8 protein-coding genes are annotated in these 12,448 nt (G+C 38.6%); 2 read left to right on the top strand and 6 right to left on the bottom strand.

All coding sequences use genetic code 11. The features are described from left to right. The first annotated feature begins 13 nt into the window (after nucleotides 1-13). Nucleotides 14-2,173 carry a M3 family metallopeptidase gene (locus tag JM79_RS06825; RefSeq protein ID WP_141877433.1) on the top strand — a complete coding sequence of 720 codons (2,160 nt, stop codon included), beginning with the start codon at nucleotides 14-16 and terminating at the stop codon, nucleotides 2,171-2,173. Between the two features lie 89 nt (nucleotides 2,174-2,262). On the opposite strand, the gene wrbA is transcribed toward JM79_RS06825, so the two are convergent. Next, nucleotides 2,263-2,871, bottom strand: a complete 609-nt coding sequence (gene wrbA / locus JM79_RS06820; protein WP_141877432.1) for an NAD(P)H:quinone oxidoreductase — start codon at nucleotides 2,869-2,871, stop codon at nucleotides 2,263-2,265. Nucleotides 2,872-2,966: 95 nt separating this feature from the next. On the opposite strand from wrbA, the gene JM79_RS06815 reads away from it, so the two are divergent. Beyond that, nucleotides 2,967-3,551 (top strand): pseudouridine synthase, encoded by a 585-nt coding sequence (locus JM79_RS06815; protein WP_141877431.1) that lies wholly within the window; start codon nucleotides 2,967-2,969, stop codon nucleotides 3,549-3,551. Here JM79_RS06815 and ggt read toward each other — a convergent pair. The 5 genes from ggt to JM79_RS06790 all read right to left on the bottom strand — a co-directional run bounded on the left by ggt (nucleotide 3,548) and on the right by JM79_RS06790 (nucleotide 12,333). Then, complete coding sequence (gene ggt, locus JM79_RS06810) at nucleotides 3,548-5,254, bottom strand: gamma-glutamyltransferase (RefSeq protein ID WP_141877430.1); 1,707 nt, start codon at nucleotides 5,252-5,254, stop codon at nucleotides 3,548-3,550. The genes JM79_RS06815 and ggt overlap by 4 nt on opposite strands. Nucleotides 5,255-5,292: 38 nt before the next feature. Beyond that, the gene (locus JM79_RS06805; protein WP_141877429.1) at nucleotides 5,293-5,841 is read right to left on the bottom strand and encodes a biliverdin-producing heme oxygenase; all 549 of its coding nucleotides are present in this window, start codon (nucleotides 5,839-5,841) and stop codon (nucleotides 5,293-5,295) included. Further along, nucleotides 5,831-6,391, bottom strand: coding sequence for a response regulator (locus JM79_RS06800; RefSeq protein ID WP_141877428.1), 561 nt, complete (start codon nucleotides 6,389-6,391; stop codon nucleotides 5,831-5,833). The genes JM79_RS06805 and JM79_RS06800 overlap by 11 nt, the downstream gene beginning before the upstream one ends. Before the next feature lie 61 nt (nucleotides 6,392-6,452). Beyond that, on the bottom strand, nucleotides 6,453-8,666 hold the full coding sequence (locus JM79_RS06795) for an ATP-binding protein (protein ID WP_141877427.1): 2,214 nt from the start codon (nucleotides 8,664-8,666) through the stop codon (nucleotides 6,453-6,455). Between the two features lie 7 nt (nucleotides 8,667-8,673). Beyond that, nucleotides 8,674-12,333, bottom strand: a complete 3,660-nt coding sequence (locus tag JM79_RS06790; protein WP_141877426.1) for a CheR family methyltransferase — start codon at nucleotides 12,331-12,333, stop codon at nucleotides 8,674-8,676. Nucleotides 12,334-12,448 lie beyond the last annotated feature (115 nt).

Genomic DNA, 12,448 nt, shown 5'->3' with positions numbered 1-12,448 from the left:
ATAAATAAAGAATATGAAAAAGAAATTACGAACAGGCTTGAGTATGATTGCGCTATTTGCGATAATAAGTCAGTCCAGTGCTCAGGAAAATAATCAGGAAATTATGCAAAATCCATTGCTAAAAGAATGGCAGGGCCCTTATGAAGGAGTTCCGGCTTTTGACAAAATGGAAGTTTCACTTGTAAAGCCAGCTATTCGGAAGGGAATGGAATCCCATCTGGAAGAAATTAACCAGATCGCTAACAATACTGCTGAAGCTACCTTTGAAAACACCATTATTCCAATGGAAAAAGCAGGTAAGGAACTGGATCGTGCTTTTACCTATTATGGTATCTATAGCAGCAATGTTTCCAGCCCGGAATTTAGAGCAGTTCAGAAAGAACTGGCTCCAGAGATTTCAGAATATTCCTCAAAAATCAGTCAGAATGAAGCTTTATTCAAACGAATTAAAACGGTCTATGAGAATTCTCAGCAGAAGCCGTTAGATTCCGCAGAACAAAGAGTGATCGATCTTGTATATGAAGAGTTCGCTATGCAGGGAGCAGACCTAAGTGAGGAAGACAAAAAGCGTTATGCAGAGATCAACAAGGAACTTTCTGCATTATATACTAAGTTTTCAAGCAACGTATTGGCAGATGAAGAGAACTATGTGATCTATCTTACAAAAGATCAAACTGGTGGACTGCCTGAATCATATGTGAAATCTGCCGCTAAAGCTGCTGAAGACCGTGATCATAAAGGTTCATATGCAGTTACCAATACAAGATCTTCCATGGATCCATTTCTTACCTATTCTACGGAAAGAGAACTGCGTGAAAAGGTATGGAAGAACTACTATTCACGAGGTGACAATAATGATGAATTTGATAACAAAGAAACCATTCAAAAGATCCTGAAGCTTAGAGATGAGCGAGTAGAATTACTTGGTTTCGATAATTATGCGCAGTGGCGTTTACAGAATCGTATGGCAAAAAATCCTGAAAATGCCATGGATCTAATGATGCAGGTATGGCCAGCGGCTTTGGCAAGAGTTAAAGAAGAGGTAGCAGACATGCAGAAGGTTGCAGACTCTGAGAATGCCGATATAACTATTAAGCCATGGGATTATAGATTCTATGCTGAAAAAGTTAGAAAAGAAAAATATGATCTGGATAGTGAAGAAGTAAAACAATACCTGGAATTAGGCAATCTGACTCAGGCGTTATTTTTCACAGCTGGTGAATTGTTCAATTTTGCCTTTACTCCAGTAGAGAATAATAGTGTGCCCGTCTTTCATGAGGATGTGAACGTTTGGGAAGTAAGCGATAAAGATTCGGGTGAAATTGTAGGATTATGGTACTTGGATCCATATGCGCGACAGGGAAAACGCTCTGGAGCATGGGCAACTACTTACAGAGGTTATACCAAGCTAACAGGAGAAAAACCAGTATTGGCTTCTAACAACTCCAACTTTATTGAACCTGCTCCGGGTGAACCAGTACTTGTTTCCTGGGATGATGCTGAAACATTTTTCCATGAATTTGGTCATGCCCTGCACTTTTTATCGGCTAATGTTGAGTATCCTACCTTGAACGGTGGCGTACGTGATTATACTGAATTTCAATCGCAATTACTGGAGAGATGGTTGTCTACAGACAAGGTGATCAACCAGTTTCTAAGACATCATGAAACCAATGAAGTGATTCCTGAAGCATTGGTTGCAAAGATCAAGAAAGCTTCTACTTTCAACCAGGGATTTGGTACGACCGAATTTTTAGCTTCTGCGATCATGGATATGAAGTATCATACGACAGATCCAGACAAGATCGATCCTGCAAAATTCGAAAAGGAAACTTTAAAAGAGCTTAATATGCCGGAAGAGATCGTAATGCGTCATAGAACGCCTCATTTTGGACATGTGTTCTCCGGTGAAGGTTATGCTTCCGGTTATTACGGATATCTATGGGCAGATGTCTTAACTGCTGATGCTGCGGAAGCTTTTGCTGAAGCTGAAGGTGGTTTCTATGATAAGGAAGTTGCTCGCAAGCTGGTGAAATATCTTTTTGCACCTAGAAATGCGATGGATCCTGCAGATGCTTACAAGAAATTCCGTGGAAGGGATGCCGAAATTGATGCGTTGATGCGTGATCGTGGTTTTCCTGTTCCTGAAAGTTCAAAAACCACTGAAGATTAAATTCAGAACTTGTACTAATAGAAAATGCCCTGAAGTTTCAGGGCATTTTTTGTTTTAGATTTATGTCTTATAATCTTACTGACTATCTATTAAGCATTACTCATTCCGCTTTTAATACTTTCAGCAATACTGATAGTACGCTTTACCTGATGCGTTATAGAAGTTTTTGATTGCTCGTCAAGATTATCCACTCCTCCTTCAGAACTAAAACCGTAGGGATTTCCTCCAGTTTTGAATAGTTCTTCTGAGGTATAACCCGGAGCGGCAACGATAGCTCCCCAATGAAACATGCTTTTATATAGTGTAAGAAGCGTAGTTTCCTGACCACCGTGTGGATTTTGTGCACTGGTCATACCTGAAACGACTTTATTAACTAATTTTCCTTTACTCCATAAACCTCCTGTGGTATCAAAAAATGCCTGAAGTTGAGAAGGTAAATTTCCATATCTGGTAGGAATACTAAAAATTATCGCATCTGCCCAATCAAGATCATCGAGCTTTGCAACCTCAACATCCTTGGTTTCCTGATAATGTTTTTTCCACGCATCATTAGATTCAATAGCTTCCATTGGAGCAGTTTCCTTTAATTTTCGGAATCGAACATCATGATCTCCATTTGACTTTGCGGCTTCAGATGCCCACTTCGCCATTTGATGATTAGTACCGGTTGCACTGTAATAAATTATAGCAATTTTCATAAATAAGGTTTTAAATTTGTCTCCTATTAACTTAAGCAGATTAGTTTAAAACGAGTTTTAAAGTTTTGATAAATCTTCTATTGTTTACAAAATTTATGACTTCAGATTATCACAGACATTTTAAGATCTATAAACCATACGGTTATTTGAGTCAGTTTATAACCAACCAGAGAAAGGGAGGAAAACATAAACTTCTGGGAGAGCTTGGTGATTTTCCTGAGGGCACCATGTCTATTGGAAGATTAGATAAAGATTCTGAAGGACTATTATTATTGACGACAAATGGTAAGCTTAGCACCAAGGTTACAGCCGGTGATAGTGAAAAGGAATACTATGTACAGGTTGATGGTGAAATTTCAGAAGAAGCCATTGCAAAACTTCGCAATGGTGTTGAGATAGGTATACAGGGTAGTAACTATCAAACTAAGGAATGCAAGGTTTTCAAATTGGAGACAGTACCAGAATTTCCAAAAAGAAGCAAACCAATACGGGACGAACGTCATGGGCCTACAAGCTGGATAAGTATTACCCTTACCGAAGGCAAGTTCAGACAGGTAAAGAAAATGACCGCGGCAGTTGGCTTTGCCACCTTAAGACTGGTACGGGTGCGTATCGCTAATGAAAAACTCGGTAATTTAGATAGTGGTGAAGTACGAGAAATAGAACGCGTTAGTTTCTAATATCCCATCGCTTTACCCGTATAGCTTCTGGAATCGGCAGAACCCTGATAAACACCAGTTTCAGGATCTATAATAATTCCCATAGCTCTACCTTGTGAAGATCGCGTTCCTGTTTCATGTCCGTAGGTTTTTAAGATCTCTATCGTATCTTGTGAAAAACCCCATTCTTCAAAAGTGATCATATCAGGCAACCATTGATGATGAAATTTTGGTGATTCGATAGCTTTTGCAATATCCAGATCATAATCTACAACGTTTAAAATCACTTGTAGAACAGTATTGATAATAGTTCGGCCACCTGGTGAACCAATAACAATATAAGCTTTATCATTTTTCGATACGATGGTGGGGCTCATACTGGAAAGCATTCGTTTTCCGGGAGCGATTTGATTAGGCTCTGTTCCAATTCTACCTTCTGAATTTGTTAAGCCGGGAATCGCATTAAAATCTCCCATTTCGTTATTCAGAAGAAAACCTGCGCCTTCTACCACGATCCTATTTCCATAGGAATGTTCCAAAGTATAAGTTAGTGAAACAGCATTTCCTTCTTTATCAACAACCGAGATATGCGTAGTTTCTTCACTTTCATACTGAAGATGTTTCTTATTGAAATTCGCAGAATCACTTACGGAAGCTCTCTTTTCTTTAATTCCTGAACGTAAGTTACGAGCATGTGATTTCGATAAAAGTGAATCCAATGGCATTTCCGGATTAAATTGCGGATCTCCGAGAAATTGCGCTCTGTCCGCAAAAGCTAGTCGCATTGCTTCACTAATATAATGAATACTCTGAGCGCTGTTAAGACCGTGTCCCTGAAGATTATAATTCTCAAGAATGTTTAGCATTTCTATGATCGCAGTTCCACCAGAACTTGGAGGAGGCATCCCGATAATTTCATTTCCGCGATAAGTTCCAACGAGTGGTTCTACTTCTTCTGACACATAATCTTCCAGATCTTTTTTGGTAATTATACCATTAGTCTTCTTCATAAAATCATGAATTAGCTGGGCAGTTTTACCCCTATAAAAACCATCAGCTCCATGATCACGGATTCTAATAAGAGATTCAGCTAGATCTTTCTGAATAATGGTATCGCCCGTTTGGTAAGCTTCTCCATTGTTATTCAGGAGAACTGCAGCTGTACTAGCATATTCTGCTTTGTTCTCGTAAACCCATTCAGAAAACCTGGCTAGATCGGGATATACCGTGAATCCATTCTGGGCAAGTTCGATCGCAGGTTGAACAAGGCTAGCCCAATCCATTGTTCCATAGCTGGAATGTGCCTGAAATAATCCAGCAACGGTCCCCGGAACACCTGCAGACAATGTCGTTTCATGATTCGAGTTATCTTTGACTTTACCATCTTCTCCCAGGAACATGGTTTTTGTAGCTTTTTGGGGAGCCTTTTCTCTAAAGTTGAATCCGGTTGCCTTATTTGCATTCGGTTTATAAAGTAAAAATCCTCCGCCACCAATATTACCAGCAGAAGGCAAAGTCACCGCTAATGTAAAAGCAGTTGCTATAGAAGCATCGATAGCATTTCCTCCTTTTTTGAGTATTTCCACACCTGCTTCTGAAGCCAGATAATGAGAACTTGCTACCATCCCGTTTTCGGCTTCCACGGGAATCCTTCCCGATTGTGCCTGCAGATCAAGTTGTTGAACTGAGAGAAATACAAGTAGAAGTAATTTTATCTTATACATAGCAAGGCGTTTTAATGAAAAAAGTCCTGAAAAGGACTTTATAATTTTATTAATTCAATTTTGAATGCTTCTTCAAACAAATCAAAAGTTTGTTGAGCCTTTCTGGCCGCAATTTCTTTTTGATCTTCTGAAAAGTCCTTATTCCGAAGAAACTTTAGAAATTCATTCCAGCTTTTGATCTGGTCTCTTTTTCCACTGAAAAATTGTTGATCCGGCAAATGTTCAAGATGAGGACAATTCTTCAGTTCCTTCCCTATCATCAAACCTCCCATCGCAGAACCTTCTACAACATACGCTGCACCTACAGCTTCTGCTTCATTATCACAATGAAATTCAAGAGAAGTTTCAGCCTTATCAATTCCAAGGCTCGCAAGGTCGAGTCTAATCGCATCAGTTTTAGTGGAAGTATAATCATTTAGATATTGAGCGATGCTCTCTTCCGTAGCAGCATAAGCAGCAAAATTCTGGAGCAGGAGCAATTTATACTCTTCTTCAGTAATACTGTGATCCATGATCTTGTTAGCAAGATTTTGACCTTCCAACGCCTCGTGTTGGGCTTTGGTTGCTTCCCGTAATTTATTCAGCATCTTTCCTATCTGTATCAAAATTACCAATGGCTTCCCTGATCTTACTAATATTCTCTTTCTGAGCCTGATCTTCAGAATTCATTTTATCCAGGTAATCATAGATCTTGTTCACCGTAATTTTATTCTGGCGAATTATACTTCTGAGCTCCTGTTTCTGAGTCATATTGATTACTAACTTCTTCAGGAGAGGTTCCAGTTTTTCACCTAGATTATTGATATTCTTTTTGAGAATATAACCTGAAGCTCCATTTAAAATAGTATTTGCAGCTAATTCTTCGTCGTTAATTGTGCCCGTAATAAAGATAAATCCAATAGAATCGTCAAATTCCTGTACGGTAGTTAGTACATCCAGACCAGTACAATTAGGTAGATTATAATCTGAAAGGACTACATCTGGTGCGAAGTTCAAAAGTAATTGTTTACAATCCTGTAGATTGTCTGTGGTTTCGATCACAGGTTCCTCTACGATCTTTGAAATTTGTCTTTTAATGAGAAAAATATCATTCTCATTATCTTCAACCAGCAGTATGTTAAGTTTTCTGTGGATCATGATTGTACCTATATCTAAAGCGAAAATAAACTAAAACCAAGTATGAAACAATTGCTAAAAGTTAAACATGAAAGTAGAAGGTTGAACCCTTACCAGGTTCGCTCTCTGCCCATATCTTACCATTATGTTTTTCGATAATTTTATTCACGATCGCCAATCCAATTCCTGTTCCCTGGTAATTATCTCCCGAATGTCTTGAAAAAAGATTGAAGATCTGCTCTTTATATTTTGGATCAAAACCAATCCCGTTATCCTTAATATAATATACGGTTGTATTACCATCCAAATCATATCCAATTTCAATTGCTGGACTGGAACTTCTTTCACTGTATTTTAACGCATTGGCAATAAGATTTGACCAAACCTGAACAAGCATCCTTCTGTCACCCACCATTTTTGGTAGAGAATCATCGATACTAACAGACGTAGTTCTATAGTTTGATTTTAAATTGAAGGATTTCAAGATATCGCTCACCATGTTATCTGTGGAGACGACTTGTTTGCTGATATTTTCATTTGAAACCCCCGCAAAAGAAAGAATATTATCTATTAGATCCTGCATCTCCTGAACCGAAGATAGGATCGTGTCAACTGCCATTCTCCCCTCTTTATTCAGGCTGCTGAAGTGATCTTCCTTTAGAATATGAGCATAGCCATCCACACCACGAAGAGGTGCTTTTAGATCATGAGAGAGACCCTGACTGAAGAGTTCCAGTTCCTTATGAGCAGTTACCAGCTTCTCATTAAGATTATCTATGTTACGTTTTTGATGATCAAGAATGACGTAATTAACGTTTTTGCTGAGTTTTCTGGCTCCGCTCAATTCATAATCATTCCAGGAAGTTGCTACACCGCTCAAATCCTCGGTCCACTTCTGAAAAGATTTACGCGGAGTCAGCCGCTCTTTTTCTGAATCGTAGAATGCCTTGTTATTGGGATCACCACCCCAGTCAATTTGCTGAATTACTTCTGGACGAAACCAGATCAAATAGTTCTTATTGTCATTTCCCAGTCGCGAACTTAAAATACCCGAACCAGTTGCTTTGTAAGCTTTAGCTTCCGGATGCAAGCTTAATAAATTCTTAGTATGGAATATATTATCCTGTTGTTTACTCAAAAACTTTTTGATGAGCGTTTTCACTTCTTTTTTGGATGGTGTCTTTCCAACAAGCTTGATCTTACCATCTATCACGACTGCAGCTCCAGAAGATTCAATAAGATCTGTAAGCTTAAGTTCATTGGTTGCGAGTCCCTTTTTGATGGAATCCTGTTTCAAGACCTGTTCCATCAGTCGTCCTGCGACCTTTTCTATCTCTCCTATTTTATTTAAAAAAGTATTCGAATTCTTGAGTGAAAGTTCATTCGAAAATATCTGGATTAGAAATTCACAGGTTTGCCGCTCGTAGTAACTCACAAATTTAGCTTCCCGATGATGGCAGGCTAAGAGACCCCATAATTTCCCATTACTGATCAAGGCAGCGGTCAAACTCGCGCCAATGCCCATATTTTGAAGATATTCAATATGGATTGGAGATACTCCCCTTAGTTTAGATTTTGAGATATCCAGAGGTTCCCCACCTACTGGTGAAATTTGAGGAACTATTTTTACTGGAGCATAATTAACGTCAGAAATGATACGTACCCTGTTCTTAAAGAATAATTGTCTCGCCTGCTTTGGAATATCACTCGCTGGATACTGCAGTCCCAGAAAGGCTTCCAGATCTTCATTCTTTGCTTCTGCGATCACCTTTCCATTCCACTCGTCATCGAATTTATAAACCATCACGCGGTCATATTCGAATAATTTACGGGTAAGATTAGCTGCATCCTGACAAAGCTGTTGAGCATTTTCACTTGCAGATAAGGTATTTAGTAATCCAGATAACTCCTTCTGAAAATCAAAAGAATCTTTCTTTTGATGTATAGGTTCAATATCCAGAATTAAGGAATCACCGCTTAAATGGGGAATAACTATAAATTTCTTACCATTCACAAGAGTTTCTTCGACTTCAAGTCTCTCATCCTTCTGCAGCGATTCATTAATATTTTCAAGTACTTCTGAAGACAAAATCTCCGAAATATTATGTTTCAGTAATTCTTCAGAAGCAATTCCAATAATAGGACCGGCATTCTCTCCAACCTGGGTAATTTGCCCGGTTTTAATACACGAGGCGATCAATAAACCATGTGATTGCGTGGTTCCTATAATATGAATAGGCTCCTTCTCACAACTACTTAGGTCTACTTCTACCGGGTACTTATTATCCTCTATCATTAAAAAACTAAGCCTTCAATTTAAAATAAAATGTACTTCCTACTCCTTCCTGAGAGTCTACCCAGATCGTTCCTTCATGGAGCAGTACGATCTTTTCTACGTGTGCAAGTCCAACTCCCGTACCTTCCATGTCCTCATTTCCAGGCACGCGGTTGAAAATGGTGAAAATGTTCTTCTGGTCTTCTTTTGAAATACCCACACCATTGTCCATAATGGAAAATACCCAGTATTCGTTTTCGCGATAAGAGGAAATTCTTATCTCTGGATTGCGCTCTTTAGGCACGTATTTGATGGCGTTGCTAATAAGATTCTGGAACAGTAATCTTAGTTCTACCTCATACCCCATAATTTGCGGCATGGAACCTACGTTAATTTTAGCGTTGGTATCTCGAATACTTTTTCCAAGATCATATTTCACTATTTCCACGACCTCTTTCACGTTGACCAGTTCTTTTGCTCCGTTCTTTCCAATTCTGGAATGTTCTAATAGCGCCTTGATCTGTCCGGATAGTCGATCTGAAGCATTCTTGATATACTTGATATAGTTCTCCCCTTTTTCATCCAAATGCTTGGCATACATTTTCCCCAATACATCACTACCAAATTTGATAGTTGCTAAAGGCTCCTGTAAATCGTGGGAACAAATGGATACGAATTGCTCGAGATCTCTATTCGCTCTTTCCAGATCACTTTTTTGCTCCTGAAGTTTAGCTTCCGCCTTTTTCAAGGCTGAAATATCCACGCAGGTGTAGCGAATGGTTTTAAGGTTCTCTGCCTCATCTTTTTCAGCAGTTGCATTTAATATCACAGGTAAAATGTCACCATTCTTAGTGATCATATTCTGTTCGATATTATTGATCTCCCCAGACTTTTTAATATTTGTCTTTAGCTTCGTAGAGGATATTTTAGCATCCTTATCAAAAAATTCATGAATAGATCTACCTACTACTTCTTCTTTCTGTTTATAACCAAGTCTTTGAACAGCTTTACGGTTGCATTGAACTATCTCTGAAGATTTCGGATCTACGCTAAGATGCAGCACAGGATCATCTTCGTAGAATGATCTAAAACGTTTTTCGCTGGCTGCCAGTTTCTCTTTAGACTTCTGAATGGTTTCAATATCTATAAAGGTAATAACCACGCCATCTCTCTCATTTTCAGAATTTAGATATGGAGAAATACGTTGCAGGTAATTACGCCCTTCTCTCGAAACTATATGTTTTTCAAGAACCTTTCCACTTTCCAGCACTTTTTTGCAACGATCAATAAAGCTTCGTCTTCGTGTAAGCCCAAAACTATTAGTGAAGTTATCAATTGGCCTTCCAATATCCCCATTTAGCAAACTAAAGTGCTTTTTAATGGCCGGAGTGAATTTCCTAATATTAAATTGCGAATCCAGAAAGATCACACCAATATCAGTACTCTTCAAAAGATTGTTCATATCTGCGTTTAATGCTGCCAAATCATCCATTTTCTGGACATTTTCTGCATTAACAGTGTTTATTTCCTCATTAACACTCTGTAGCTCTTCATTGGTACTTTGAAGTTCTTCATTGGAAGCCAATAATTCCTCATTCGCCGCCTGAAGCTCTTCATTGCTGGTTTCTATCTCTTCCAGCGAAGTCTGGAGATCTTCCCGGGTGCGCTTTAGCTCATTTTCAAGGTTGCTAACGTACTCCTTGGTTTGATTAGATGGACTAACCTTTTCAACTTCCTGTATCTTCGAGAAATCAATTTCCTTTTCGATGAAAGTGATCACATAATTAACCTCATCCTCCAGAGAATACTCCTTCAAAGGTTTTATAAGAACATCAACTCCAATTTTCTTGTCCTCCTTTTCGATGATCACATCTTTATACAGCGATACCTCACCGGTTTCGAGTGCCTTATTAAAAGTGGACTGTATGATATATTTCAAGCTGGAATCTAGCATATCCAGCAAGTTGATAGAAAATCCGCTAACCGGTAATGCAGCATACTTCCTAAATTCACCAACTGCCTGCAGAATGTTATAATCGGTATCTACAAAAACTGCAGCACCGCCAAACTGACCAAGAATTGCGTCATTTAATTCCTGCTGTAGCTTTTGACGGATCGGGTTCACCTGAGATCGGCGATTTTTTCGTTCCCGCTTCGCGTTCTGTTCCAGAATCTTGGAATTATCCTTATTTGTTTGCGCGGCATGTCTAATGCCATTATTGATTCGTTTAGTAATCTTCTTATTTCTGAAAATTTTCCACTTTCTGCTAATTTCAGAAAAGTGATCTTTAAGTGTGTGCGGATTTTCACTTGTACCCAGCACCAGAATACCATTTTTCTTTAAAGCATAATGAAGCATGTTCATTGCTTTTTTCTGAATACTATTCTGAAAATAGATGAGAAGGTTTCGGCACACCACCATATCCATATTACTGAAAGGTGGATTTTTAATAATATTATGTCTGGAGAAAATTACTGATCTTCTCAATTTATCGGTAACCTGATAGCCTTCAGAATTACTTAAGAAATACTTGAGTAAAAATTCTTTTGGTATGTCAGCAACGATGCTTTCAGGATAAATCCCTTTACTACCAATATCCAGGTGAGCCTGTGAAATGTCTGTAGCAAAGATTTTAATTTCAATATTTTTTCCCTGCTTCTGCATTTCCTCGTGCAAGCACATGGCAAAAGAATATGCTTCTTCACCCGTACTACAACCAACACCCCAGATCTTTAAAACATCTCCATTGTTTTTACTCTTTATCAACTCTGGAAAGACTTTATCTTTAAGGATATTCCAAACTTCTTCATCTCGAAAAAACTTAGTGACACCAATCAAAAACTCCCTGTAAAGGATTTCAACCTCTTCATCGTTCTTTTGTAAGTAATCAAAATAACCGTTAAGATTATTGCAATTACAAATGTTTACTCTTCTCGCGATTCTTCTCGCCAGTGTAGCATATTTATATTCCCTGAAATCAAGACCTGATTTCTCGTCAACATAATTCAGGATCTTATTTAATTCTGTTTCATCGAAACTTGCATCCCCTTCTTCGGAATGGAATATTGGAGGAGTTGTAATAAATCTTTTAAGCTCATGCCCCATATCATCTACGGAAAGCACATAATCTACCAGGCCTGTGTTAATTGCACTAATAGGCATCCCATCGAACTTAGCTTCCTCTGGCTCCTGAACCATGACCATCCCATCATTCTCTTTGAGAGCGCGAACTCCACGGGTTCCATCACTTCCGGTACCGCTCAGGATCACTCCAATCGCTTTGTCTCCTCTTTGAGATGCCAAGGATTCAAAAAACAAATCGATAGGTAGATTAAGCGTCTGGTTTTTAGGTTTGTCTAGAAGTATCAACCTGTCACCATCAAGCTTGAGGTTGTTCACCGGCGGGATCAGGTGCACATGTCCAGGCTTAACCTGCATTTCATTTTCGATCTGGACAATTGGTAATTTTGTGTTCTTTTTCAATAATTCACCCATCATACTTTTGTAATCTGGGGACAAATGTTGAATTACCACATAAGCGTTTACATCACTTGCATCTATATTTCCAAAAAAAGCTTTTAAAGCTTCCAGCCCGCCTGCACTTGCCCCAACGGCAATAATACGAGTTTGTTCCTTTTCGGTATTTATTTCAGATGTCACACTTGAGCGTTCTCCTGTACTTTCCATTAATCTGAGTAGTAGATAATTAAAGAATAGCCACTAAGGCTTTTAGCAATTGGTAATTATAAAAAAAATAATCGATTTAAAGTAACCCTATTCGAACAATTGTTGAGTCAAATGA

It is taken from the genome of Gramella sp. Hel_I_59 (assembly GCF_006714895.1).
Lineage (GTDB): Bacteria > Bacteroidota > Bacteroidia > Flavobacteriales > Flavobacteriaceae > Christiangramia.
Note: the sequence above shows the minus strand (reverse complement) of the source record. Positions and strands in the feature narration are given on the sequence as shown.